The following is a 23,738-nucleotide window of genomic DNA, read 5'->3' as shown; positions in this document are numbered from 1 at the left end:
TCAGGAGAAAGCTGGCAAAACTGCCGGGTCAGGGTCGTCGGCATTTCGTCCCGTCTGACATGCGCGAGCCTTACTCACGACACGCCGGCTCCGTCTCACTGTGCGTCGGAATAACTGCCGCAGAACGAGAATATTTTTTCCTGCTCCCGTTAGCAGCATCGCGAACGCAAGGCTGGACGCTGTTTCGACGAAGGACATAACTTCAAAGCTGGTGGCGAAACTGAGAAAATCCGGAGCCATCTGTAGGCTTGCGGCAAAACCATCCTGGCCCAGTAACCACGTGGCACAACCCACAAGCAGAATAGTCCCCAGCGCAAGAATACCCACAACGTGGGGAAATTCTCTCATCCATCTTCCGGGGCGTGTCACAAGCTGATCACGACAGATCTTGCCGACCGGCGTATCGGGTGCGGCGTAGGCCAGAAAGAATGCGGCGATTATCACCATCAGGATTATCATATTGTTATTCTCGTGCCTTCAATGTCTTGTACGAGCAAAAGCAACTGTAAAATTCAGGCCTCCTGTTCGGGAGTTATACCCAGTTCCGCAGCCAGATCGCTGATGAACTGCGAGGCCACGCGACCGGAACGGCTGCCCCGCGCCATCGCCCATTGCAACGCTTTGCGTCGCAGTTCATCGCGCGGAATCGGCAGCTTGTAATAAGTCGCATAAGCCTCAACGATCGCCAGATAATCGTCCTGCGTCGCACCATAAAGCCCAATCCACAGACCAAACCGGTCCGAAAGCGAGACCTTTTCTTCAATGGCTTCCGATGGGTTGATCGCACTGCCCGTCTCGTTTTCGATCATATCCCGCGGCATCAGGTGACGGCGGTTGGACGTCGCATAGATCAGGACGTTTTCCGGACGTCCGCCGATCCCGCCATCAAGCACGGATTTGAGGGACTTGTAGTCCGCATCCTGACTCTCGAATGACAGGTCATCGCAGAACAGGATACAGCGGCGTTTCGTGGTACGCAGGACGGCCAGCAGCTTCGGCAGCGATGAAAGTTCGTCTCGCTGGATCTCGATCAGTGCGAGTGTCCCGCCGCTCTTCGTCCTCTGCTCCTCGTTCACAGCCGCAACGGCCGCTTTCACGAGCGAGGATTTTCCCATTCCGCGCGCGCCCCAGAGCATGACATTATTCGCGCTGAAGCCCTCAGCGAAATGCCGCGTATTGGCCATGACCTGATCCATCTGACGCTTCACACCCTGAAGCAGCGACAACGGCACGCCCGAAACCTTCTCAACCGGCGTCAGCACGCCCAGCGCGGCCTGCCACAGAAAGGCGTCATGTTTGTGCAGGATATCCGCGTTCGGCGGAGGCGGACTCATCCGTTCCAGACTGTCGGCAATACGTTCGAGAACACTGAGCAGGGCATGGTCGGTCATGGGAAACGGTTCCGGAACGAAAGGAGTTGAGATCAAAAGACATCGGCGCCGTGCTTGACGGGCAGCCCCCGGACGATATGGTCCCCGCCAGCTTCACTCAAGACTGGACCCTTACATCCATGAGCAGTCTGTTCATTTCTTCCGCCCAGGCCGCCGATGGTGGTGGTCTGCTCTCCAATCCGCAGGTGCTTCAGTTCGCCCCGATGATTTTCATCTTCGTGGTGTTCTATTTCCTGTTGATCCGCCCCCAGCAGCAGCGCGCGCGTAAACTGCGTGACGAGCAGGGCTCCCTGCGTCGTGGTGACCGGATCGTAACGGCAGGCGGCATCGTCGGCGTCGTGCAGGCCACCCGTGATGACAGCGATGAAGTGGACGTCGAGATCGCCCAGGGCGTGCGTGTAAAGATTGTCCGCAGCACGATCACGAACATCACGTCCCGCGAAAAGCCTGCCAACGATTCCTGAACCGGTTTTCAAAAGACCCGTTCATGAAAAACGCCCCGCCCGGAAAACCGGACGGGGCGTTTTTTTGCCTGATGATCCGGGAAGGAATCAGGCAGACTTCAGTTCAGCTTCCGCAAACTCGTAGTTGGCGAGCTTGTCCAGATAGTTCGTGACATAGTCCGGGCGACGGTTACGGAAATCGAGGTAGTAGGCGTGCTCCCAGACGTCGAGGCCCAGCAGCGTCTTGCCCTGACCTTCGGCGAGCGGGTTGGAGCCGTTTGCCGTCTTCGTCACGGCAAGCTTGCCGGACTTGTCGAGTACCAGCCAAGCCCAGCCCGAACCGAACTGCGTCGTAGCGGCCTGCTTGAAGAGCTTCTTGAACTCTTCAACAGAACCGAAGTCTTCAGCAATCTTCTTTTCCAGACCGGTCGGGATCTTGCCGCCCGTCGGAGACAGGTTCTTCCAGAACAGGATGTGGTTCCAGTGCTGGCCTGCGTTGTTGAAGACCGGAGCAATTTCGGGCTTGCCGTGGGAGAACGCGATGATTTCTTCAAGCGTCTTGCCAGCCAGTTCCGGCTTGCTTTCCACGAAACCGTTCAGGGCCGTGACATAGGCCTGATGGTGCTTGTCGTGGTGCAGTTCCAGCGTTTCCTGGCACATGCCGGCACCGGCAAGAGCGTTTTCTGCGTAGGGCAGGGGGGGAAGTTCGAAAGCCATGATGTCACTCCTTGGCAAAATAAGGCGAGGTGACCGTCCTCAGGGACGGCCGCTCCCGCATATCGTTCTCATTTATGGGGAAGATTGGCAACGCTGTGTTCCATCGCACCGATAAGGGCCGAGTAGTCCTCATCCGCATGCAGACGGTTTGAAAGGGCCAGCGCCTGATCGGCAACCGCCATGCCCGGCATGAACGCGCCCACTTTGCGGCCGGCATCCAGCAGAAGACCCATGTCCTTGGACATGAGCCGCGTCGGAAACTGCGACGGAAATTCCCGGTTCTGGCCCATCTTCAGCTTGCGCTTGTGATGCGGACTGACGACCGCCACCTGCTGAAGCGTCTCGAACACGACATCGCGGTCCAGCCCTGCAGCAAGCCCGTACGACACACCTTCTGCAACAATGTTGAGCGTCGCACCCATCACACCATTCACAACCAGCTTCAGGCGCGCGGCCGCACCGGCAGGCCCGGCATGAATTGTCAGCTTGCCAATCACGTCCAGAACCGGCTGCGCGCGCTTGACCGTCGCCTCATCGCCCCCCACCAGCATGACTAGATCGCCGGTCTCGGCTTCCGGTGTGCTGCCGGACATCGGCGCATCCAACAGGGAAAAGCCTCGCTCGGCAGCAAGGCTCGCGAATGCATCAGCCTGATCTGGCGATACGGTGGATGTGTCGAGAACAAGTTTTCCCGGCGTCAGAGCTTCAAGCGCACCATTCTCGCCATACAGGGACTGGTGTTCTGCCGCATCGTTCGGGACACAGAAAATGATAATTTCCGCAGCCTCTGCGATGGCGCGGGGAGACGGGAGCATTTCCGTCTCATCCTTGCCTCCCGAAGGCGCAAACGCCACGACCGGATAACCGGCTTTCCGGAGATTGGCCCCCATGCGCTGGGCCATTGCGCCGTAGCCGATAAAACCGATTTTAGGGCTGGGCATGGATATTGGCTCCTTATGATGCGTTGCAACAGACTCACGCATCATAGGTGCCAGAGTTTCGTAACGTCCGGAAATTGATCATGGCGCTTTTTCGCTACCCTCGTCCCCTGCCATCCGAAATTACTCCAAAGGAGATGTACCTCTCCCGACGCAGTCTCATCGGCGGTGCAGCGGCTTTCACGACACTTGCGGGCGCGGCAAATGCGGCGTCGCTCAAGGTACATCCTTGGCCGTATTCGGGAAGCCTTACGCCTACGCCACACGAAGACGTGACCCACTATAACAACTTCTATGAATTCGGCATGGACAAGGGCGATCCTGCTGCCCATTCGCAGGATTTCCATCCGCTGCCATGGACGCTGGAAATCACGGGTCTTGTCCGCAAGCCGGTCCGGCTGGATGTGGAGCAGCTTCTGCGCTCCCCGGCAATCGAGGAGCGCATCTACCGCATGCGCTGCGTTGAAGCATGGTCCATGGTCATTCCATGGGATGGAATTCCGCTTGCGTCCCTCCTGAAGGACGCAGATCCCGATCCCCGCGCCACGCATGTCGCCTTTGAGAGTGTTCTGCGCCCCTCCGAAATGCCCGGTCAGAACGAAGCTCTTTCCGGCATTCAGTGGCCTTATGTTGAAGGCTTGCGTCTGGATGAGGCCATGAACCCGTTAACCCTGCTGGCGCTAGGCATCTACGGCGAGAGTCTCCCGAACCAGAACGGCGCGCCCCTCCGGCTGGTCGTGCCGTGGAAATATGGTTTCAAAGGCATAAAGTCGATCCAGCGTATCCGCCTGCTGGATCACGAGCCCCCCGCGACATGGAACAGGCTGGCCCCTGACGAATACGGCTTCTACGCCAACGTCAATCCACAGGTCGATCATCCCCGCTGGAGCCAAGCAACCGAACGGGTTATCGGCTCCCACTCCCTGTTCGGCGCTTCACGACAGCCGACCCTGATGTTCAACGGCTATGGCGAGCAGGTCGCGGATCTTTACCGCGGCATGGACCTGCGGAAAAACTTCTGATGCCTGAGATTCGCGCGCCTCGCTCCATCGGTCGGGGCAGTGCTCTGAAACGCTACTGGCGTCTGATCCTGTATCCGATCGGTATGATGCCGGCCGCCTGGCTCGTCTGGCAGGGGCAGCACGGGGATCTCGGCGCTGATCCAGTGAATGTCTTTGAGCGCTCGCTTGGCCTATGGGCTTTCCGCTTTCTGCTGGTCTGTCTCGCTCTCGCGCCGATGAGGCGGTTTACTGGCATCAACCTGCTTCGCTATCGGCGTCTCGCCGGGCTGCTGGCATTTTTTTACGCCAGTCTCCATCTGCTCGCCTATGTCGGGCTGGATCACGGATTTGACTGGACCGTTCTTTGGACGGACATCACGCACCGTTATTTCATTATTCTGGGAATGAGCGCGCTCATTCTGCTCATTCCCCTCGCATTGACGTCCAATGCCTTGTCAATGCGTTGGCTCAAGCGGAGATGGAAGCTGCTCCATCGCCTGATCTACCCTGCCGCAATACTAGCAGGCATCCATTTTTTTATGTCTTTCAAGACCCTGAACGGCGTGTCTGCCCCCTATCTCGGGGTGCTGGCTCTGCTTCTTCTGAGCCGTTTCCTGCCTCGTTCGCAAACAAAAAACGGCGCTTGATCAGTGAAGTTCGCAGGAAGGCAGGACGCGCCGAGGGGTTAGGCAGTTGGTCGCAAAGCTGCGCGGATCTTGGGCGAGAGTTCCGTCAAGGCCGATCGACGCTGTGCCAGCATATCCGGGGGAAAGGAATCGCTCGGAAAGTGACACCCATCTGCCAGAAGGAGACCATCGGGAAGATGGGTGATTTCGCCTGGACGGAAATCAAGCCGCGAGAGCGGGATTCCACAGGCTCCCAGCACGGCGATATGAGCGCTGATCCCAAGCGTCAGGACCAGTTTCAGGCGGTGCATGTTCTGCAGCTCGTTACAAAGTGCGGCGCTACAGCTTTCAAGCTCCGAGGGAAGTGCCAGCGGTTGGGGAGACAGGGGCTGCATCACACAGGTGATGCGCCCCAAAATGTCCTCTGGTAATGCGGCGGCTTCGTCGAAAACGATATGATTGGCCCGGAGAAAAGAGCCCAGAGTCTCCACAGCGTCTTCCGGATCAAGGCAAACAATCAGCATTTCGGCTGAAAGCGGCCCAATTCCTGACCTGCTACCTTCCAGCGCAGGAAGAGGAAGCGGAGAGGCGGTGGTCGATCCGGTAGAAGCCCGAGGTGTCATGAATCACTGTTCTCGTCACTGTTGATGTCGGCAGGATGACGAACAGGCCCCTGTCGGGATGGGGTGTTGCGCGGTTCCGCCTGACGTCGCGTAAACGACGGGGCGATATCGGCCAGTTCCACAAACAGATCTGCCTGACGTCGCAGGTCATCCCCGATCATGGGGGGCGTCGAGCGCATCGAGGAAATGACAGTAACCCGGACCCCACGTGCCTGGACCGCTTCCACGGCGCGTCGCAGGTCAGAATCACCACTCACGATCACCGCGTGATCGAGGCGGCCAGCCTGTTCCAGAAGATCCACTGTCAGTTCGACATCCATATTTCCCTTGATACGCCGTCTTCCTGAATGATCCGTAAACTCCCGAGCATTTTTCAGAACGAGATGATAGCCGTTATAGGCCAGCCAGTCGGTCAGGGGGCGGAGCGGAGAGTAGTCATCTGTTTCGGGCATCGCGGCATAATAAAAGGCCCGCTGAAAAAGACATTCGGCTTCAAACAGTTTGCGCAGGCTGCGGAAATCGACTTCAAAGCCCAAGTTGCGGGCTGCGTGGTGGAGGCTGGCGCCGTCGATGAAAAGGGCAGTACGTTCGTTCTGGCGCAGAAGCATAATGATAATCCTGGTATGTAAAATATGTTTCCCTGTGCGACAGGGGCAGAGGCTGCCTTCCAGCTGCGAACGAGCTTGGAAGCACTCAGGTTCAATTCCGGAGGTGAGGCAGGTGCGGATTGCATTCGCATGAACCGCATGTTATTGCCAGCTTTCTCTATTATTTTATTCCTTGTCTTACCCGAAGGGGGCCTGTCGCATGGCGCGCGTAACCGTCGAAGATTGCATCGAGAAGGTTCCTAACCGTTTCGAACTGGTTCTGCTTGCCGCCCAGCGCGCACGTGGCCTGTCGCGCGGTGAGGAAATCCGTCTGGATCGTGAAAACGACAAGAACACCGTCGTCGCCCTGCGCGAAATCGCCGAAGACAAGGTGAGCCTGCCCGTCCTGCGTGACGGCATCATCCGCTCCCTGGCCCGCGCGCCCGAGCCGGAGCCTGTTGACGAAGAAGTGCTGGACCTTATCCCGACCGACCAGAACATCTTTGGTCTGCAGGATGTTTCCACCGAGGAAGAGCACGCTCACATGGCAGAAAACATGTCTGCTGACGAAGCCGCTGCCATTGAAGCCGAACTGGGTGGCCGGGGTCGTCGCTGATCTCTGCCCAAGTTCACTGAAGGGAGGATATGCTTCATGCCTGATGCATCTCCTCCGACTGCGCCTCCGCCCGTAGCGAGCGGAGACTTCAAGCCGTCCATCGCCGGACTGCTTCGGCGGATCGAAAGCTACGATCCGTCTGCCGATCTCACCCGGATCGAAGCTGCCTATGATGTCGCAGCCAATGCTCATAACGAGCAGCGCCGCGACAATGGCGATGCCTACATCACCCACCCTATCGCTGTTGCAAACATCCTCGCCGGTTTCCGCATGGATGCGACGTCGATCATGGTGGGTCTGCTGCATGATACGGTTGAAGACACTGGCGTTTCCTGTGACTCCCTGAAGGCCCGTTTCGGCGAGGATGTGGCGGCTCTCGTCGATGGCGTGACAAAGCTCACGCGCCTTGAGCTCCAGTCCGATCGCACCAAGCAGGCTGAAAATTTCCGCAAGCTCGTTCTGGCCATGTCGCGGGATATCCGCGTCCTGATCGTCAAGCTGGCGGATCGCCTGCACAACATGCGCACGCTTCATTACGTGCAGCGGACCGACCGTCGGCAGCGTATCGCCCGCGAGACGATGGATATTTATGCGCCTCTGGCCGAGCGCATCGGTATGGATCGCGTTAAGACGGAGCTTCAGAATCTCTCTTTTGCGCAGCTTGAGCCTGAAGCCGACGCGACGATCCGTGCGCGCCTGAACTTCCTGCGCGGGCAGGGGGCGGATGTCATCGAGCAGGTCCGTCAGGAACTGATGGCCCTGTGCGCCGAAACCGGGATCGACAAGGTTGAGGTCACGGGGCGTGAAAAGTCGCCCTATTCGATCTGGGAGAAGATGCAGCGCCGGAACGTGGCGTTCGAGCAGCTCTCGGACATCATGGCGTTCCGTCTGCTCGTGCCTACGCGCGATGCCTGCTACATGGCGCTCGGCGCGATCCACGGTGCCTACCCAATGATTGCCGGGCGCTTCAAGGATTACATTTCCACGCCCAAGGCCAACGGATATCAGAGCCTTCATACTGGCGTGACGTTGCGTCATCCGCGCAACCAGAAGATCGAGGTCCAGATCCGGACCGCCGAAATGCATGATCTGGCTGAAAACGGCGTGGCGTCGCACTGGGCCTATAAAGAACACGCAACGCCGAGCGAGCGTGAAGCCGCAGCCCTGTCTTCAGCCTTCGGTGCGCCGACCCGCAAACTACGCTGGGTTCAGGATCTGCTGGAAATTCTCGAGGACAGTCAGGCTCCCGACGAATTCCTCGAAAACACCAAGCTCGAACTGTATCAGGACCAGGTTTTCTGCTTCACCCCCAAAGGGCAGCTGATTTCCCTGCCGCGTGGCGCAACGCCCGTCGATTTCGCCTATGCCGTGCACAGTCAGGTCGGCGATACCTGCGTCGGTGCGAAGGTTAACGGTCGCCTGCTGCCCCTGCGGCACGAACTGCAGAATGGCGATCAGGTCGAGATCATGACGGCTCGCGGCGGGACGCCGTCGCCATCCTGGGAGCGCTTCGTCGCAACCGGCAAGGCCCGTGCCCGTATCCGTCGTTTCGTGGCCCAGCAGCAACGTCAGGTCCATCTCGATAATGGTCGCGCCGCCATCGCCAAGGCTTTCCGTCAGGAGGGTGTGGACGGTTCCGAGAAGGTCCTCGACGGGATTCTCAAGGAACTGCGTCAGGCTTCGGTGGAAGATCTGTATGTTTCCGTCGGGAATGGGCAGCTCGGCCCCAAGGACGTGGTTAACACGGCGTATCCGGAGTTGCGGCAGAGCGTCCGTGCGCCACGAATGGTCCCCGGCCTGTCCCCGCGGTTTGGTCAGTCCATTATGCTTGGCGCAGGGCATGCCGGTTCCAAAAATACTGCGTCCCATTCCGGGAGCACGATCAAGGGAATCGGTTCGGGGATCGCCATCAGCTTTGCAGGGTGCTGTCGTCCGCTGCCCGGCGATCCGATTGTCGGGATCATCGCCCAGGGCAAGGGCGTGACCATTCATCGCCGCGGTTGCCAGAACCTGTCCAGCTTTGCGGATACTCCCGAGCGTTTCCTGGAAGTGGACTGGGACTATGAGGCCCTGGGCCGTCGTCAGGGGGCTGAACCTTACACAGCGCGTCTGTCGGTGGTGGCTGCCAACGAGCCTGAGGTGCTGGCAACCCTGACCAATGTGGCGGCCAAGCATAATGGTAGCGTCATCAACCTCAAGATCGTGAATCGTCAGCTCGATTTCATGGAAATTCTTGTTGATCTTGAAGTGAAAGATCTGCGCCATCTCTCATCCATGATTGCAGCCTTCCGGACGGCTGTAGGGGTCATGCAGGTCGAGCGCGCCAAGGGGTGAGGACGTGATACTCGGCATGGGGACGGACCTGTGCATGATCTCGCGCATCGAACAGAGCGTCGATCGCTTCGGTGAGCGGTTCCTCACGCGCGTCTTTACAGACGCTGAGCGGACTCATGCTGACCGTCTTTCGGGTGCAGCGCGTATGGGCAGCTACGCCAAGCGCTGGGCGGCGAAGGAAGCTTGCGCGAAAGCGCTGGGGACGGGTTTCGCTCACGGCGTGCAGCTTCAGAATATCGGGGTCTGTAATGGTCCGAGTGGCGCTCCTGAACTTCAACTCTCGGGAGGCGCGCGGGAGGCCTTGCAGAGACTGACGCCGTCAGGTCAGAAAGCGCAGCTTCTGGTCAGTCTGACGGATGATCCGCCCTTTGCCCTCGCGCAGGTCATCATCCAATCTGTCCCACTGCTGTCGCCAGCGCGGATTGAACCGCTCGCCAACGCCGCCAAGCTGGGTTAAGAGCGTCCTATGATCAAGGAGAACAGGCCCGTGCAGGGTTCAGAAAGTGCTGGCGACAAGCCTGCGCGCCGCGAAGAGACGCTTGGTGAGAGCATCCGCTATTTCTGCGTGCTGCTGCTGGCCGTATTTGCCGTGCGCTCCCTTGTGGTGGAGCCTTTCAATATTCCGTCCGGTTCGATGATTCCGACGCTGCAGATCGGGGATTTCGTTCTGGTCTCGAAGTTCAGCTACGGTTATTCCCGGTTCTCCTTCCCGTTCTCCCCGAACGTGTTCAGCGGCCGGATCCTGAACTCCACGCCGCATCGTGGTGACGTTGCGGTCTTCCGGTTCACGCGCGACACGTCGGTCGATTACATCAAGCGCATCATTGGCCTGCCCGGCGACCATATTCAGGTCACGGGGGGCAAGCTGATCCTCAATGGCATCGAAGTCCCGCGCACATCGCTTGGTCATTACGAAGTGCTGGACGAGAACAATCGCCTCCTGAGCGGTGACCGCTATCGCGAGAGCCTGCCCGGAAGTGCGGGGCGTCCCACCGTTGAGCATGACATTCTCAAGCTGACGGATGAGGGCTTCGCCAACGATACGCCTGAATATGTCGTGCCGGAGGGGTCGTTCTTCGCCATGGGTGATGACCGTGACGACAGCGCCGACAGCCGTTTCCAGGGCGACGGTCCGGACGATCTTGGCTTTGTTCCGATGCAGAACCTTGTGGGCCGCGCGCCTATCGTCCTGTTCTCCATGGATATGCGTCACCCGGCCTGGCAGTTCTGGTACTGGCCAACCGAAATCCGCTGGAACCGTTTTCTGCATTCCGTCACATGACACTTTCTTCCTCAGAAGCCCTCGCATCAATGCAGACGGCGCTTGGACACAGATTTGCAAAGCCAGAACTACTGAACGAAGCGTTGACGCATCGTTCAGCTGTCTCCGGTCGTGATCCACGCCGTTCCCGTCGAAACCAGCGTCCCAAGGGCAGCGGCTCCAATGAACGTCTTGAGTTCATTGGGGACCGTGTTCTCGGTCTGCTGATGGCCGAGTGGTTGCTCGAGCGTTATCCCGACGAGCAGGAAGGCGCTCTTGGCCCCCGTCACGCTCATCTGGTCTCGCGCACGGTATTGGCCGAAATCGCCGATCAGGTCGGTCTTTCCGCCTCGCTTCAGATTTCGCCCCATGAAGAGGATGCTGGCATCAGGCGTCTTTCCAGCATCCGTGCAGACGCGATGGAGGCCCTTCTTGGTGCACTGTATCTCGATGGCGGCCTGGAGCCGGCTCGTCGGGTGGTGCATCAATACTGGCAGTCCAGGATCGAAAGCGCCGACCGCCCACACAAGGAACCCAAGACCCTGCTGCAGGAATACATGCTCTCTCAGGGTCTGCCGCTCCCGAATTACGAACTCCTGTCATCGGACGGTCCGTCTCATGCTCCGGTCTTTCGCGTCAGCGTCACGACCATGGGGCATACGGGGACGGGAGAAGCCGGCAGCAAGAGGCTGGCAGAAAGCGCAGCGGCAACCGCCCTGCTGAAACACCTCGGTCAGAATGTGGCGTCCTGAGATGTCATCAATAAAGGATCAGAACATGACCACGCGCTGCGGTTTCGTGGCTCTCGTCGGCGCTCCGAATGCGGGGAAATCCACCCTGCTCAACCGGATTGCCGGAGCCAAGCTGTCCATCGTCAGCCCCAAGGCCCAGACGACCCGTTTTCGGACGCTCGGCATCGTCATGCAGGACAATGCCCAGATCATCCTCGTCGACCTGCCCGGCATTTTCAAACCCCGCCGTCGCCTTGACCGGGCCATGGTCAACGCCGCCTGGTCCGGTTCGCAGGATGCGGATCTGACGCTGCTGCTGGTGGACGCAAAATCCGGTCTGCGTGAGGATGTCCGCGAAATCATCGCCAAGCTGTCCGGAAGCAAGGGCCGAATCTGGCTGGTGCTGAACAAGACGGATCTCGTCGAGCGTGGCGAGCTGCTGCCTCTGACGCAGGAAATCGGCAGTCTGATCAGTGTGGAGCATGTCTTCATGCTGAGCGCCCGTTCAGGCGAGGGCGTGAGCGACCTGATGGCCCGTCTGGCCGCGGAGCTGCCCGAAGGTCCTTTCCTTTATCCGGAAGACGATCTGACAGATCTGCCGGATCGACTGCTGGCGGCAGAACTGGTTCGAGAGCAAATCTTCATGCAGACGCATGAGGAAATCCCGTATCAGGCAACTGTCGAGACCGAGAGCTTCAAGGAGCGCCCGGATGGTTCGGTCCGGATCGAGGTGACGATCTACGTCTCTCGTCCCGGTCACAAAGCCATCCTGATCGGTGAGGGGGGGCACAAGATCAAGTCCCTCGGCGCCCGGGCGCGGATGGAGCTTCAGGAACTTCTGGATCGCAAGTGCCACCTCTTCCTGAACGTCAAGGAACGTGCGGGGTGGGATGAAGAGAAGGCCCGGCTTCGTGCCATTGGTCTGGATGACTGAAAAAGGCAGGTGCCGGAGCATTCAAAATCCGGCGATCCTGACATCGCTTGTTCCAATCCCGCCACGTCTGTATGACAGGCGCACGTCAAGACACTTCCAGCCAGAGACGGGCATGATGACCGAAAATCGAGAACAGAGCCCCTCCTACAAACGCGTCCTGCTCAAGGTGTCCGGTGAGGCACTTATGGGCGACGGACCGTCAGGGGTAGACCCCGTAATGGTGGACACAGTTGCCGCCGATATCGCCGATGTGGTGGCTTCCGGAGTGGAAGTCTGCCTCGTTGTCGGTGGTGGCAACATCTTCCGCGGCCTCGCTGCCGCAGCCAAGGGCATGGACCGTGCGCAGGGTGACTATGCAGGCATGCTGGCCACCGTCATCAACGCGCTGATGCTGCAGAACGCGCTTGAGCGTCGCGGCATGGAGACGCGCGTCATGACCGCCATCCAGATGGCCGCCATTGCCGAGCCCTATATCCGCCGCCGCGCCGTGCGCCACATGGAAAAAGGCCGCGTCGTCATTTTCGCCGCCGGCACCGGCAACCCGTTCTTCACGACGGATACCGCCGCGGCCCTGCGCGCCAACGAAATGGAATGCGATGCGCTCTTCAAGGGCACGCAGGTGGATGGCGTTTATTCCGCTGATCCCCGTCGCAATCCGGACGCCCAGCGTTATGATCGCCTGACCTATCTTGAGGTTCTGGCGCGTGACCTGAACGTCATGGATGCCGCCGCCATCAGTCTTGCGCGTGAAAACAAATTGCCCATCGTGGTCTTCAACATGCATGCTCCCGGCTCCTTCGGGGCCGTCATGCGTGGTGAAGGACTCTTCACCAAAATTATCGAAGCGGACTGATCTCCGCATTTTCAACGAAATCTTCAGGTTCTGTCCTGAGACCAACGTCGAACTGAAAGGAACAGCTCATGTCTGCTGACCTGAACGACCTCCTCGCCGATCTGACCCGCCGCATGGATGGCGCGATCGAAAGCCTGCGCCGTGACCTCTCCGGTCTGCGTTCTGGGCGCGCCAGCCCTAACCTTCTGGAGCCGGTGCGCGTCGAAGCCTATGGTTCCGAAGTCCCGCTGTCGCAGGTAGGGTCCATTGCCGTTCCTGAAGCCCGCATGCTGACGGTTTCCGTCTGGGACCGTACGGTCGTGAGCGCCGTCGAGCGCGCCATCCGTGACAGCGGCCTCGGCCTTAACCCGTCCACGGACGGTCAGACGGTCCGCGTTCCCATTCCGGCCCTGACCGAAGAGCGCCGCAACGAACTGGCCCGTGCGGCTGCCAAATATACTGAAAACGGCAAGATTTCGGTGCGCGGCGTGCGTCGTGACGGCATGGAGCAGACCAAGGCGCTGGAAAAGAAGAGCGAGATCAGCCAGGACGACATGAAGACCTGGACTGATGCCGTCCAGAAGCTGACGGATCAGTACATCAAGAAGGTCGACGATATTTTCGCGGACAAAGAACGCGAGATCAAACAGGTCTGATTGCGCACTTGTCTGCTGGATTTCTTCCCCGAACGGAACGTGCGACCCCCTCCCCAGTGGAAGGGGGCGTGAGCGCCGTTCCCGTCCATATCGCCATGATTATGGACGGGAACGGCCGCTGGGCACGTGCGCGCAGGCTGCCGGTCGTCGCAGGGCATCGGCAGGGTGCCGAATCCGTGCAGCAATGCGTTCGGACTGCCATCAGTCAGGGCGTGCGTTACCTGACGCTTTACGCATTCTCGTCGGAAAACTGGCGCCGTTCCGCAGAAGAGGTCGGAGATCTGACGTCGCTGCTGCGCTTCTATCTGCGACACAAGATCAACGAGCTTCATGCCCAGGGCGTGCGGCTGCGGATCATCGGTGAGCCGGAACGGTTCGAGGGCTCCCTGCGCGAAGAACTTTGCCGGGCCGAAGCCCTGACGCTTCACAACACGACCCTGACCCTGACGCTCGCACTGTCTTATGGTGGCCGCGCCGATATCGTGCAGGCCGCCCGTCGCCTCGCCGAAGACGCCGTGGCGGGCAAAATCGCGGCTGACAGCATCAGTGAAGACATGCTCGACGATGCGCTTCAGACATCCGACATGCCCGATCCCGATCTGGTCATCCGCACCAGCGGTGAGTGTCGGCTCTCCAATTTCCTGCTCTGGCAGAGTGCCTATGCCGAACTCGTCTTCATGGATGTGCTCTGGCCTGATTTCGGTGAAGCCGAATTCCTTGAGGCGCTCTCACGTTACGCAAGCCGCCAGCGCAGATTTGGCGGTCGTCCGGCATGAGCACCGCCTCAGCCAGATGGTCAGACCTGCGCCTGCGCCTGCTGTCCGCCGCAGTGCTGATCCCCGTTGCAGCGCTCTGCATCTGGCAGGGTGGCCCGGTCTATGACGCTTTGATCCTGCTCGCCATGTTCGGTCTGGCTTGGGAAGGCGAAACCCTCATCCAGCAGCCTCTGAAAACATGGCGTGGCTGTCTCCTGCTGGCCTGGCCCGTCATCGCCGGTTTTGCGGCTCTGAAAGGAGAATGGAGCGCAGCCTTCTGGATGATCTGGCCCACACTGATCTTCGGGTTTCCGGCCAGCGTACCCGTGGTCATCGCCATTATTGGTGGCTTGTCACTTTTGTGGTTGCGACACCTGCCGCTTGGCATGGCGTCCGTTCTTTTCGTCATTTCCGTCGTAATCGCGAGCGACAGTTTCGCCTATCTGACCGGTCGTATTTTTGGCGGCCCCAAGCTGGCTCCCTCGATTTCACCGGGAAAAACACGCTCTGGCGCAATCGGAGGTCTGGTTGGCTCGGCGCTGGCTGGAGGGCTGGTTGCCTGGCTGACAGTCCCGGGCACCCAGTTTGGTGGCCTGATCTGTGGCGCAATTCTGAGCGTATTTTCCCAGAGTGGCGACCTTCTGGAAAGCGCAGCCAAACGCCGTCTTGGCGTCAAGGATTCAGGACGCCTCATTCCCGGACATGGCGGCCTTCTGGACCGCTTCGACGGGCTCCTCGCCGCGGCTCCCGCTGCCGCCCTTCTGTCGCTCGTTGTGTCCGCGCAGCCTTTCTGGTCCATCATGCCTGCAGACCTGACTGACGGTTCTGCTCACTCATCCATTTTTCAGGGGAGTTCTTCTCATGACTGACGGTTCTGCGCGCCAAGCACGACGCCGCATCACGGTACTCGGCAGCACCGGCAGCATCGGGACATCCACGGTCGATCTGCTGGCCCGAATTCCGGATGAGATCGAGGTACGCGCTCTTGTGGGAGGCTGCAACGCGGCACTCCTGGCCGAACAGGCCCGGCGTCTGAACGCTGAAGTCGCCGTCATTCATGACGAAAGCCGTCACGAGGAGCTGAAATCCTGCCTCGCAGGCACAGGCATCCGTACCGCTGCTGGCCGTCAGGCCGTCATCGAAGCCGGCGCCATGGAAGCCGACTGGACCATGGCTGCGATCACGGGGGCCGCAGGTCTGGAACCAACCCTCGCTGCTGCCCGCAATGGCCACGCCGTGGCTCTCGCCAACAAGGAAGCACTCGTCTGCGCGGGCGATGTCATGCTGCGCGCGGTCGCCGAAGCCGGGGCCACCCTGCTGCCCGTTGATTCGGAACACAACGCCATCGCCCAGTCCCTTGGTGTCTGCGACATGGATAGCGTCGAGAAAATCATTCTGACGGCGTCTGGCGGGCCTTTTCGTAAATCATCCCTTGAAGAAATGCGTGCAGCCACTCCTGAAAAGGCCCTGAAGCACCCGACCTGGACGATGGGTGCCAAGATCACAATCGATTCTGCCTCCATGGCAAACAAAGGGCTGGAAGTTATTGAAGCCGCTCGCCTGTTTGGTCTGACTGAAGACCGGATTGACGTTCTGGTACATCCGCAGTCCGTCGTGCACGGGCTGGTGCAGTTCCGCGATGGCAGCCTCGTCTCCCAGATGGGTTCGGCCGACATGCGTATTCCCATTGCTCACACGCTCGCCTGGCCAAAGCGCATGGTCACACCTTGTGAGCGCCTCGATCTTGCAGCCTATGGTCGTCTGGAGTTTGAAGCCCCTGACGAGGTGCGGTTTGCTCCCCTTCGTCTTGCCCGACAGGTTCTGCGGGCAGGCGGCGCGGCACCAGCCGTTTTCTCCGCCGCAAACGAGGTGGCTGTAGAGGCCTTCCTCAATCGTCGCATTGGCTTCCTCGGTATTGGCGAGACAATTGATGCGGCGCTACAGGCCATGGACGAAAACCCGGAACTCAAGACCCTTGATGACGTGCTGCTCTGGGACGCCCGGGGCCGCGCTCTCGCAGAAGCCCATATCCTTCGGGAAAGTGGGCGTCTGCGAAACGACGTGAGTGAGACCGCCCTGAATGCATGATCTTTTACGGACCGTTCTGGCGTATGTCCTGATTTTGGGCATTCTCGTCTTCATCCATGAGCTCGGACACTATCTTGCCGCGCGCTGGCGGGGTGTGAAAGTTGATACCTTTTCCATCGGCTTTGGCCCTGCGTTGCACCGTTGGCATGACAAATCCGGTACCGAATGGCGTATCAGCGCCATTCCTCTGGGAGGGTTCGTCAAGCCACATGGTTTTGAAGGGCCAGAAGACGCAACCGAGGAACAGAAAGCTGCGTGGATTCCAGGACGGACCTTTCATGATAAATCCGTAGGGTCACGGGCCATCGTCATTCTTATGGGCCCAGTCTTCAACTTCATTTTCGCCATCCTGGCTTTCACGGTCCTTTTCGCTGTAGTCGGAAAGCCTGAAATTCACGGGGATATCTCGCAGGTCACCGCCGGAAGCCCCGCAGAGCGTGCAGGAGTGAAGCCGGGCGATGTCATTACCCGGATCGGAAACACGCATATTCTGGGTGCCGAAGATGTCATGGCGACCGTCGCAGCCCATCCTGGGCAGCAAACAGTCCTTGGCATCCATCGCGGCACTGAAGAGCTAAGCCTTCCAGTCACGCTTGATACTTTGAAGAATGATGGTCACGAGATGGGGAGCCTTGGCGTAGCATTCGCCATCTCACGTGGTCGTCCCGTTTCCCTGCCTTCAGCTTTCATCATGGGCATGCAGGAAACATGGGACAAATCGGTCATGACGCTTCAGGGCGTGTGGCAGATCCTTAGTGGCCAGCGAAGCGCGAAGGAGCTGGGCGGTACGATTCGCATCGCGCAACTGTCCGGGCAGGTCGCCAGCTATGGATTGGCCAGCATTATTTCCTTCATGGCACTGCTTTCGATCAATCTCGGGCTGATCAATCTCTTTCCCATTCCCGTGCTCGATGGGGGGCGTCTTGTGTTTTATGTCTGTGAAGCCATCCGTGGACGCCCTGTCTCACGCAGGGTTCAGGAAGTGAGCATGCAGGTCGGAATGGCTCTGATTGGCGCTCTTTTTCTCTTTTCAACGGTCAACGATCTGACCAATATCGGACTGTTCCACTGGCTCTTTCACGCAGTAAGCTAAATATTCTGAAAAGACTTGTGATACAGTTGAACACGTCAGGGCATCTTGCGCGGGGTAGGGGTTATCGGATACCTCCGCCAATGGCGTAACGTGTCAGTCGCCTGCAAAAAATATGTTACAAGGAAAGCCGGTTTGTCAGGATCACGGTCAAGAGGTTCCCGGTCTTCGAACAAGCGTCTGGTGCTTCTCGCATCAGCCTGCCTGCTGCCGGTCGTCCTCGGAACGGCCCAGGCGCGTTCCGTTCGTCATCAGGCCCCGGCATCAGCCCCCGGTGGAAACATCATTCAGGCCATCTCGGTTAAGGGGAATACCCGTATCGAGACGAGTACGGTGCTGTCCTACATGGTCGCCCAGCCAGGTGACACATTCAATCAGGACGACCTCGACCGCTCGCTGAAGACGCTTTACGCCACCGGCCTGTTCAAGGACGTGACGCTGCATCGCGACGGCAACACGCTTCTTGTGGATCTTGTCGAAAATCCGATCGTCAACCGTATTGTATTTGAGGGTAATCATGCGCTGAAGGAAGAGGATCTCCGCAAGGAGATCAGCCTTCGTCCTCGCGCCGTATTCTCAGCCCAGACGACCGCGGCAGACCGCCAGAAGATCCTGAACCAGTACGCCGGCAAGGCTCGCTTTGGCGCGACCGTCACGCCGCAGATCGTCAAGCTGTCACATAACCGCGTTGATGTGGTGTTCAACATCAATGAGGCCCAGCAGACACTCATCAAGAAAATTGTGTTTGTCGGAAATCACGCATTCAGTGAAGCGAGACTTTCACAGGTTATTTCTTCCAAAGAGACGATCTGGTACCGCTTCTTCTCATCCTCGGATGAATATAATCCTGAACGCGTGAAGTATGACGCCGAGCTGCTGCGCCGCTTCTATCTGCATAACGGTTACGTCGATTTCCATATGGTCGACGCAACTGGCGAGCTGGCTCCGGATCACAAATCTTTCTACATCACCTTCACCATTCACGAGGGTGACCGTTACCGTCTGGGCAAGATGGATGTCCGCTCAACTGTGCGGCATGTGACGTCCGATATGCTGCGTCCGCATGTCGAACTGTTCCCGCATCAGGTCTATGACGGTACGGCGATCCAGACCAACACCAAGAACATGCAGGAATGGCTGCAGGCTACCGGCCATCCGTTCGCCATGGTGCGTTCAGAAATCGCCCGGAATCCGGAAAAGCATATCGTTGACCTGCTGTTCGACGTCACTGAAGGTCCGCATGTGTACGTCGAGCGCATCGACATCAACGGCAATACCATTACCCATGATGATGTGATCCGCCGGAACCTGCCGATGGCGGAAGGGGACCCGTACACCCCGTTTGACCGTAAATATTCCAAGCTTGGTCTTCAGGATCTCGGGTATTTCAGCTCCGTCTCCGTTGACCAGACACAGGGTTCCGCGCCGGACCGCGTAAACGTTTCTGCAAACGTGGTTGAGAAGCCAACCGGTGAATTCTCGCTGGGTGGCGGTTATTCGACAGACGTTGGTATTCTAGGCAATGCCTCGATCAAGCAGCACAACCTGCTCGGAACGGGCGTGGATGCGGGTATCTCCGGTACGGTCGCCTACTATGAAAAGCAGGCCGACATCTCGATCACGGATCCATACTTCCTGAACCGGAACCTCGTGGCCGGTGCCGATTTCTACTTCATCCAGAATAACTACCAGACGTATCAGAGCTATAAAGAATCCCAGTACGGTATGAGCCTGCGATTGGGTTACGCGTATAACCGCTACCTGTCGCAGTCCTGGAACTATACGCTCGTCGATCGTCAGGTTGGCAACTTCTATGACGCGGCTACCGTCGCGGCAGATCCGTCGCTGATCCAGTGGGTTCCTTCGATTTACGTTCAGCAGTCTGCCGGATGGTCGCTGCTGTCCCAGATCAGTACGTCCGTCACCTACGATCGTCGCGATCGTCGTATGAATCCACATAGTGGCTACATGTTCAAGGTCGGCGGTGATTTTGCCGGTCTCGGTGGAAACTCGAAATATGCCCGCGTAAAAGCCGATGGCGCTTATTACGTTCCGCTTGATGACCTGACCGGAAACCATGACTGGACCTTCCAGTTCAAGGGTGGCGTCGGTTACATGGGGGACTGGAGCTCTAACGGAAACCGCAACATCATCGATAACTTCTATCTTGGTGGTGAAAACCTGCGAGGATTCCTTCAGGGTGGCGTCGGGCCGCGTTCGGGACATCTCAAGATCAACGGTGTCTATATCCCGGCGCAGGGACAGGAAGATCTTCTCGGCGGTCGTTTCATGTATACGGCCTCCGCGCAGCTTAACTTCCCGATGCCTATGGGCGATGACCTAGGGATCTCGGGTCGCGGCTTTATCGATGCCGGTAGTCTTGCAGGTCTGCGCGTGAAGCATCTGTACACGAACCGCACGAATGACGGTGACAACTACACCCCGATCACGGGTGATAACCTGATTCCACGCGTCTCGGGCGGTCTTGGTGTCTCATGGAAGAGCCCGTTCGGGCTCGTCAATATCGATGGTGCCGTGCCGATCCGCAAAGAACATGGTGACCGTCTGTACCCGCTGCGTTTCGGTTTTGGACAGCAGTTCTAAGCTGTCTGAATCCTTGCCATCCCGTTCTTCAACCCCTTGCCAAGAGGTGGTCATGACCCTCAATTCCCTGATGCGCACGGTTTCGGCTGGCGCGCTTCTGGCAGCGACGATGCTTGTCTCCACTCCGGGGGCTCACGCCCAGGCGGCAAGCGGCAATGGCGGCTGGTTCGTTCCAAAGGCCGCTCACCCTGACGCCCCCCCACCGCGCACAGTTCAGCGTCGCGTACCGGAAGCTGCGCCGGACGAGGAGGAAGAAGCCGCTCCAAACGATCAGCAGCAGGCGCCTCCAGTCCTGCCGCTGCCTCCCATCCCGGCGCCCCCGAGTATTGCAAAAGCTGCTCCTCCTCCTGCCGCAGTCATTGGTGTGATCAATGTGCAGGCAGTCATGCAGATTTCCAGCGCCTGGCAGGAAATCCAGCAGGTTCTGGGTGCCCGTCGTGATCGTTTAGCTCAGGCTGTCCAGCGTGAAGAAGCTGCATGGCGTGGTGAGCAGCAGAAGTTGCAGGCGCAGGCTCGCAGCCTGACATCCGACCAGATCCAACTGCGTGAGCGTCATCTTCAGGAGCGTCGTGCCAAGGATCAGCACGATTTCGGTGGACAGGCTCGCGTGATTCAGGAGGCGGCTCAGGTCGCCATGCACCAGATCGAGCGGGAACTGGAAGAGCCCAACGGCATTATTGCCGCTGTTGCGGCTGCGCATAACATGAACCTGATCCTGCATGCCGAACAGGTCGTTCTGCACGTTGGTGGCCAGGACATTACCGAGGAAGTCGGTGCCCAGCTCAACAAGACGCTGCCACATGTCTTCATCCCCGATGATGGTGTGGATCCTGAACAGCTTGCACGTTCCGGCAAGATGCCCACCACGGCTGACGAGCAGCGTCAGGCCCAGGGGCCTGCGCCGCAGCAGGCCCCTGCCTCTGCACCGAGCGAGTCGGTGCTTCGTCAGCATCACTGAGACGACAGGCCGTGTCTGACATGACAACAAACGAGACCCGCCCAGGTGATGGCCGTTTCTTCCAGCGCTCCGGACCTTTTGGTCTGGAGCGGCTCGCAGAAGTTTCAGGCGGCGAAGTCGTCACGGCCGCCTCCGGTAAGGGGCTGTCCGAATTCCGTGGCGTTGCGCCCCTGCACGTTGCGGGCCCGGATGAAATCAGCTTTCTCGACAACCGTCGTTATCTGCCGCTTCTGGCGGAAACGAAAGCAGGCGCCGTTATTCTGTCGCCAGCATTTTCTGACAAGCTTCCGCCCGATACGGCCGGTCTGGTCTGCAAGGCGCCGTATCTTGCCTGGGCCCGCGTTGCAACGCTGTTTCACCCAGACCCGGCTTCCACGGGGATCCATCATCCAACCGCGTGGATCGCTGATGACGCCGAGATTGGCGAAAATGTCGAAATTGGCCCTTTCGCTGTAATCAGTAGCGGCGTGCGTATCGGTCGGGATACCATTATCGGCAGCCACGCAAGTGTCGGCCAGAGCGTTGAGATCGGGTCACGGTGCCGCATCGGCGCTCAGGCTACTCTGTCGCACGCCCGCATTGGTGACCGCGTAACGCTTTATCCAGGGGTTCGCATCGGGCAGGACGGGTTCGGTTTTGCCGTTGGACCAGAAGGGTTTGAAACGGTTCCACAGCTTGGACTGGTTGTACTGGAAGACGGGGTCGAAGTTGGCGCCAATTCCACCATCGACCGTGGCTCCATGCGTGACACGTTGATTGGTGCGGGCACTCGCATCGATAACCTTGTGCAAATTGGCCATAACGCCCGTCTGGGACGCTGCTGTATTGTCGTATCACAGGCCGGGATTTCAGGTTCAACAGAACTGGGCGATTTCGTGACAATCGCAGCGCAGGCTGGCTTGATTGGGCATATCAAGATTGGCACGAAAGCCCGGATTGGTGCTCAGTGCGGCGTGATGTCGGATGTAGATGCCGGTGCGGACGTGATTGGCAGTCCTGCCATGCCATTTCGTGAGTTTTTTCGGAATGTTGCCACTCTGCGAAAGCTTTCCCGCAAAAGCGGCGACTAGCTCTCCTGCCGCGCGGATGGTAACTCCCCCTCAGGTTTGCTAAGGGAAGCCATACGCGCTGCCGCAGAGCAGCTTATGACAGACAATACCGCTTGAAGGGCATGGTGAAACGATGGACCGAGTGGACGCTCCAGTTGAACAGATGACACCCGCGACAGATACCGCAGAAAGCCATCAGCTTCCCGAGAGCATCGACATCCTGCAGATCATGCAGTCGATCCCGCATCGTTATCCGTTTTTGCTGATCGATAAAATGGTCGAAATCCATGCTGGACAGTCGGCTATTGGCATCAAGAATGTCACGGTCAACGAGCCGTTTTTCCAGGGACATTTCCCGTCCCACCCTGTCATGCCCGGCGTGCTGATCGTGGAAGCCATGGCCCAGACTGCGGCAACACTGGTTGTCATGACCCTCGGCAAGGCATTCGAAGGCAAGCTGGTTTATTTCATGACAATCGAAAACGCGAAATTCCGCCGCCCGGTCGGTCCGGGAGATCAGCTTCGCATCCATGTCGACAAAGAGCGTTCCCGCGCCAATGTCTGGAAATTCAAAGGCGTAGCGCGCGTTGATGGCGTTTCTGTTGCCGAAGCGACCTTCAGTGCGATGATCATGGGTTGACCCTTATGCAGATGGCAGGCAAGCGCCCTGAAACCGCTGAAATCCATGCGACTGCCCTTGTCGATCCGCGCGCGCGGATCGGCGAGAACGTGCGTATCGGACCCTGGTGCCTCGTTGGCCCCAACGTCACCATCGGGGACGGAGTTTGCCTGCATGCTTCTGTGCTTGTGGATGGATATACGACCTTGCGCGAGGGGATTGAGGTCTATCCATTCGTAACGATCGGGCTGGCTCCGCAGGATCTCAAATATGCTGGTGAACCCACGCTGTGCGAGGTCGGCGCCAACACTGTCATCCGTGAGAACGTTACGATTCATCGTGGTACGGCGCAGGGACATGCCCTGACGCGTATCGGCGCAAACTGTCTGATCATGGCCAATTCTCATATTGCCCATGACTGTGTGCTCGGCGACCGTGTAATTGTCGTGAACAACGTCGTCATGGGTGGCCATGTTGAAATTGACGATGATGCCAAGATCATGGGGTCCGCCGCGTTGCACCAGTTCGTCCGGATTGGACGCGGTGCTGTCGTTGGCGGTGTCTGCGGCGTGGAAATGGACGTCATTCCCTACGGAAGTGTCCTGGGAAACCGTGCCCGTCTGGTTGGCCTGAACTGGATCGGCCTGAAGCGCTCCGGCGTTGGGCCCGAGGAAATGCAGGCCATGCGACGCGCTTTTCGTACACTGTACCCGCGTCATGGCGCTACGGAAGCCGTTCTGGAAACCCGTATTTCTGAAGTCAGGCAGGAATACGGTCATCTCCCACGTATTGCCGAGATGCTGGACTTCATGGAGGCTCCAAGTCGTCGAGGCCTGACACGTGTTGCGCGTCAGGAAGGACAGTCCGAAACCGAAGGCGCCTGAC

Annotated in this window: 26 protein-coding genes; 20 read left to right on the top strand and 6 right to left on the bottom strand. The window is 58.8% G+C overall.

Annotated features, from left to right (window positions below; genetic code table 11):
- Positions 1-447 carry a hypothetical protein gene (locus JK202_RS06385; RefSeq protein WP_211559349.1) on the bottom strand — a complete coding sequence of 149 codons (447 nt, stop codon included), beginning with the start codon at positions 445-447 and terminating at the stop codon, positions 1-3.
- Positions 448-512: 65 nt separating this feature from the next.
- Positions 513-1,391 (bottom strand): ATP-binding protein, encoded by an 879-nt coding sequence (locus tag JK202_RS06380; protein WP_211559347.1) that lies wholly within the window; start codon positions 1,389-1,391, stop codon positions 513-515.
- 119 nt (positions 1,392-1,510) lie between these two features.
- Here JK202_RS06380 and yajC point away from each other — a divergent pair, with 119 nt between their 5' ends.
- A complete protein-coding gene (yajC, locus tag JK202_RS06375) occupies positions 1,511-1,855 on the top strand; it encodes a preprotein translocase subunit YajC (RefSeq protein ID WP_099285371.1) in 345 nt (114 codons plus the stop codon).
- Positions 1,856-1,942: 87 nt separating this feature from the next.
- Here the strand turns inward: yajC and JK202_RS06370 are convergent, their stop codons facing one another.
- Together JK202_RS06370 and JK202_RS06365 are read right to left on the bottom strand one after the other, a co-directional pair.
- Complete coding sequence (locus JK202_RS06370; RefSeq protein ID WP_211559345.1) at positions 1,943-2,551, bottom strand: superoxide dismutase; 609 nt, start codon at positions 2,549-2,551, stop codon at positions 1,943-1,945.
- A gap of 68 nt (positions 2,552-2,619) precedes the next feature.
- Positions 2,620-3,492, bottom strand: coding sequence for an NAD(P)-dependent oxidoreductase (locus tag JK202_RS06365; RefSeq protein ID WP_211559344.1), 873 nt, complete (start codon positions 3,490-3,492; stop codon positions 2,620-2,622).
- Between the two features lie 80 nt (positions 3,493-3,572).
- Between JK202_RS06365 and msrP the strand changes: the two genes are divergently transcribed.
- Both msrP and msrQ read left to right on the top strand, forming a co-directional pair.
- Entirely contained in the window at positions 3,573-4,511 is a 939-nt protein-coding gene (msrP, locus tag JK202_RS06360) for a protein-methionine-sulfoxide reductase catalytic subunit MsrP (protein ID WP_211559342.1), read from the top strand.
- The gene (gene msrQ, locus JK202_RS06355) at positions 4,511-5,137 is read left to right on the top strand and encodes a protein-methionine-sulfoxide reductase heme-binding subunit MsrQ (protein ID WP_211559340.1); all 627 of its coding nucleotides are present in this window, start codon (positions 4,511-4,513) and stop codon (positions 5,135-5,137) included. Before msrP ends, msrQ begins: the two co-directional genes overlap by 1 nt.
- Before the next feature lie 38 nt (positions 5,138-5,175).
- On the opposite strand, the gene JK202_RS06350 is transcribed toward msrQ, so the two are convergent.
- Both JK202_RS06350 and JK202_RS06345 read right to left on the bottom strand, forming a co-directional pair.
- Positions 5,176-5,739 carry a hypothetical protein gene (locus tag JK202_RS06350; RefSeq protein WP_211559338.1) on the bottom strand — a complete coding sequence of 188 codons (564 nt, stop codon included), beginning with the start codon at positions 5,737-5,739 and terminating at the stop codon, positions 5,176-5,178.
- Positions 5,736-6,347 carry an NYN domain-containing protein gene (locus tag JK202_RS06345; protein WP_211559336.1) on the bottom strand — a complete coding sequence of 204 codons (612 nt, stop codon included), beginning with the start codon at positions 6,345-6,347 and terminating at the stop codon, positions 5,736-5,738. The genes JK202_RS06350 and JK202_RS06345 overlap by 4 nt, the downstream gene beginning before the upstream one ends.
- A gap of 199 nt (positions 6,348-6,546) precedes the next feature.
- Between JK202_RS06345 and rpoZ the strand changes: the two genes are divergently transcribed.
- The 17 genes from rpoZ to lpxA all read left to right on the top strand — a co-directional run bounded on the left by rpoZ (position 6,547) and on the right by lpxA (position 23,737).
- Positions 6,547-6,942 carry a DNA-directed RNA polymerase subunit omega gene (gene rpoZ, locus JK202_RS06340; RefSeq protein WP_211559334.1) on the top strand — a complete coding sequence of 132 codons (396 nt, stop codon included), beginning with the start codon at positions 6,547-6,549 and terminating at the stop codon, positions 6,940-6,942.
- Positions 6,943-6,978: 36 nt separating this feature from the next.
- A complete protein-coding gene (locus JK202_RS06335) occupies positions 6,979-9,276 on the top strand; it encodes a bifunctional (p)ppGpp synthetase/guanosine-3',5'-bis(diphosphate) 3'-pyrophosphohydrolase (RefSeq protein ID WP_211559332.1) in 2,298 nt (765 codons plus the stop codon).
- A 4-nt stretch (positions 9,277-9,280) separates the two neighbouring features.
- Positions 9,281-9,733 carry a holo-ACP synthase gene (acpS, locus tag JK202_RS06330; RefSeq protein WP_211559330.1) on the top strand — a complete coding sequence of 151 codons (453 nt, stop codon included), beginning with the start codon at positions 9,281-9,283 and terminating at the stop codon, positions 9,731-9,733.
- A 30-nt stretch (positions 9,734-9,763) separates the two neighbouring features.
- Positions 9,764-10,558: a signal peptidase I gene (gene lepB / locus JK202_RS06325; protein WP_211559328.1), complete on the top strand. Its 795-nt coding sequence runs from the start codon at positions 9,764-9,766 to the stop codon at positions 10,556-10,558.
- The gene (rnc, locus tag JK202_RS06320; RefSeq protein WP_211559326.1) at positions 10,555-11,289 is read left to right on the top strand and encodes a ribonuclease III; all 735 of its coding nucleotides are present in this window, start codon (positions 10,555-10,557) and stop codon (positions 11,287-11,289) included. The genes lepB and rnc overlap by 4 nt, the downstream gene beginning before the upstream one ends.
- 25 nt (positions 11,290-11,314) lie before the next feature.
- Positions 11,315-12,202: a GTPase Era gene (era, locus tag JK202_RS06315; RefSeq protein ID WP_211559324.1), complete on the top strand. Its 888-nt coding sequence runs from the start codon at positions 11,315-11,317 to the stop codon at positions 12,200-12,202.
- A gap of 112 nt (positions 12,203-12,314) precedes the next feature.
- On the top strand, positions 12,315-13,055 hold the full coding sequence (gene pyrH / locus JK202_RS06310) for a UMP kinase (protein WP_408872144.1): 741 nt from the start codon (positions 12,315-12,317) through the stop codon (positions 13,053-13,055).
- Between the two features lie 68 nt (positions 13,056-13,123).
- On the top strand, positions 13,124-13,690 hold the full coding sequence (frr, locus tag JK202_RS06305; protein WP_211559322.1) for a ribosome recycling factor: 567 nt from the start codon (positions 13,124-13,126) through the stop codon (positions 13,688-13,690).
- A gap of 68 nt (positions 13,691-13,758) precedes the next feature.
- Entirely contained in the window at positions 13,759-14,466 is a 708-nt protein-coding gene (gene uppS / locus JK202_RS06300) for a polyprenyl diphosphate synthase (RefSeq protein WP_211559319.1), read from the top strand.
- Positions 14,463-15,314, top strand: coding sequence for a phosphatidate cytidylyltransferase (locus JK202_RS06295; RefSeq protein ID WP_211559317.1), 852 nt, complete (start codon positions 14,463-14,465; stop codon positions 15,312-15,314). The genes uppS and JK202_RS06295 overlap by 4 nt, the downstream gene beginning before the upstream one ends.
- Positions 15,307-16,533: a 1-deoxy-D-xylulose-5-phosphate reductoisomerase gene (gene dxr, locus JK202_RS06290; protein ID WP_211559316.1), complete on the top strand. Its 1,227-nt coding sequence runs from the start codon at positions 15,307-15,309 to the stop codon at positions 16,531-16,533. The genes JK202_RS06295 and dxr overlap by 8 nt, the downstream gene beginning before the upstream one ends.
- A complete protein-coding gene (rseP, locus tag JK202_RS06285) occupies positions 16,526-17,626 on the top strand; it encodes an RIP metalloprotease RseP (RefSeq protein ID WP_211559314.1) in 1,101 nt (366 codons plus the stop codon). Before dxr ends, rseP begins: the two co-directional genes overlap by 8 nt.
- 132 nt (positions 17,627-17,758) lie before the next feature.
- Positions 17,759-20,227, top strand: coding sequence for an outer membrane protein assembly factor BamA (bamA, locus tag JK202_RS06280; protein ID WP_211559311.1), 2,469 nt, complete (start codon positions 17,759-17,761; stop codon positions 20,225-20,227).
- A gap of 52 nt (positions 20,228-20,279) precedes the next feature.
- Positions 20,280-21,185 (top strand): OmpH family outer membrane protein, encoded by a 906-nt coding sequence (locus JK202_RS06275; protein ID WP_211559309.1) that lies wholly within the window; start codon positions 20,280-20,282, stop codon positions 21,183-21,185.
- Between the two features lie 20 nt (positions 21,186-21,205).
- On the top strand, positions 21,206-22,255 hold the full coding sequence (gene lpxD, locus JK202_RS06270) for a UDP-3-O-(3-hydroxymyristoyl)glucosamine N-acyltransferase (RefSeq protein WP_211559679.1): 1,050 nt from the start codon (positions 21,206-21,208) through the stop codon (positions 22,253-22,255).
- Between the two features lie 142 nt (positions 22,256-22,397).
- Complete coding sequence (gene fabZ, locus JK202_RS06265) at positions 22,398-22,874, top strand: 3-hydroxyacyl-ACP dehydratase FabZ (RefSeq protein WP_211559307.1); 477 nt, start codon at positions 22,398-22,400, stop codon at positions 22,872-22,874.
- Between the two features lie 5 nt (positions 22,875-22,879).
- Positions 22,880-23,737, top strand: coding sequence for an acyl-ACP--UDP-N-acetylglucosamine O-acyltransferase (gene lpxA, locus JK202_RS06260; RefSeq protein WP_211559677.1), 858 nt, complete (start codon positions 22,880-22,882; stop codon positions 23,735-23,737).
- Position 23,738 lies beyond the last annotated feature (1 nt).

Origin of the sequence: Gluconobacter sp. Dm-62 (assembly GCF_018256155.1) — a bacterium.
In the GTDB taxonomy this organism is placed as follows: Bacteria; Pseudomonadota; Alphaproteobacteria; order Acetobacterales; family Acetobacteraceae; genus Gluconobacter.
This window is presented reverse-complemented; position numbering and strand designations above follow the sequence as displayed.

Bases quoted from the DNA above. Each gene is read 5' to 3' on its own strand.
- era (WP_211559324.1), top strand. From the start codon at position 11,315: ATGACCACGCGCTGCGGTTTCGTGGCTCTCGTCGGCGCTCCGAATGCG.
- rpoZ (WP_211559334.1), top strand. From the start codon at position 6,547: ATGGCGCGCGTAACCGTCGAAGATTGCATCGAGAAGGTTCCTAACCGT.
- JK202_RS06295 (WP_211559317.1), top strand. From the start codon at position 14,463: ATGAGCACCGCCTCAGCCAGATGGTCAGACCTGCGCCTGCGCCTGCTG.
- JK202_RS06345 (WP_211559336.1), bottom strand. From the start codon at position 6,347: ATGCTTCTGCGCCAGAACGAACGTACTGCCCTTTTCATCGACGGCGCC.
- JK202_RS06380 (WP_211559347.1), bottom strand. From the start codon at position 1,391: ATGACCGACCATGCCCTGCTCAGTGTTCTCGAACGTATTGCCGACAGT.
- JK202_RS06385 (WP_211559349.1), bottom strand. From the start codon at position 447: ATGGTGATAATCGCCGCATTCTTTCTGGCCTACGCCGCACCCGATACG.
- fabZ (WP_211559307.1), top strand. From the start codon at position 22,398: ATGACACCCGCGACAGATACCGCAGAAAGCCATCAGCTTCCCGAGAGC.
- msrP (WP_211559342.1), top strand. From the start codon at position 3,573: ATGGCGCTTTTTCGCTACCCTCGTCCCCTGCCATCCGAAATTACTCCA.
- pyrH (WP_408872144.1), top strand. From the start codon at position 12,315: ATGATGACCGAAAATCGAGAACAGAGCCCCTCCTACAAACGCGTCCTG.
- dxr (WP_211559316.1), top strand. From the start codon at position 15,307: ATGACTGACGGTTCTGCGCGCCAAGCACGACGCCGCATCACGGTACTC.
- JK202_RS06365 (WP_211559344.1), bottom strand. From the start codon at position 3,492: ATGCCCAGCCCTAAAATCGGTTTTATCGGCTACGGCGCAATGGCCCAG.
- JK202_RS06275 (WP_211559309.1), top strand. From the start codon at position 20,280: ATGACCCTCAATTCCCTGATGCGCACGGTTTCGGCTGGCGCGCTTCTG.
- msrQ (WP_211559340.1), top strand. From the start codon at position 4,511: ATGCCTGAGATTCGCGCGCCTCGCTCCATCGGTCGGGGCAGTGCTCTG.
- frr (WP_211559322.1), top strand. From the start codon at position 13,124: ATGTCTGCTGACCTGAACGACCTCCTCGCCGATCTGACCCGCCGCATG.
- JK202_RS06350 (WP_211559338.1), bottom strand. From the start codon at position 5,739: ATGACACCTCGGGCTTCTACCGGATCGACCACCGCCTCTCCGCTTCCT.
- rnc (WP_211559326.1), top strand. From the start codon at position 10,555: ATGACACTTTCTTCCTCAGAAGCCCTCGCATCAATGCAGACGGCGCTT.
- JK202_RS06370 (WP_211559345.1), bottom strand. From the start codon at position 2,551: ATGGCTTTCGAACTTCCCCCCCTGCCCTACGCAGAAAACGCTCTTGCC.
- lpxA (WP_211559677.1), top strand. From the start codon at position 22,880: ATGCAGATGGCAGGCAAGCGCCCTGAAACCGCTGAAATCCATGCGACT.
- rseP (WP_211559314.1), top strand. From the start codon at position 16,526: ATGCATGATCTTTTACGGACCGTTCTGGCGTATGTCCTGATTTTGGGC.
- yajC (WP_099285371.1), top strand. From the start codon at position 1,511: ATGAGCAGTCTGTTCATTTCTTCCGCCCAGGCCGCCGATGGTGGTGGT.
- JK202_RS06335 (WP_211559332.1), top strand. From the start codon at position 6,979: ATGCCTGATGCATCTCCTCCGACTGCGCCTCCGCCCGTAGCGAGCGGA.
- lpxD (WP_211559679.1), top strand. From the start codon at position 21,206: ATGACAACAAACGAGACCCGCCCAGGTGATGGCCGTTTCTTCCAGCGC.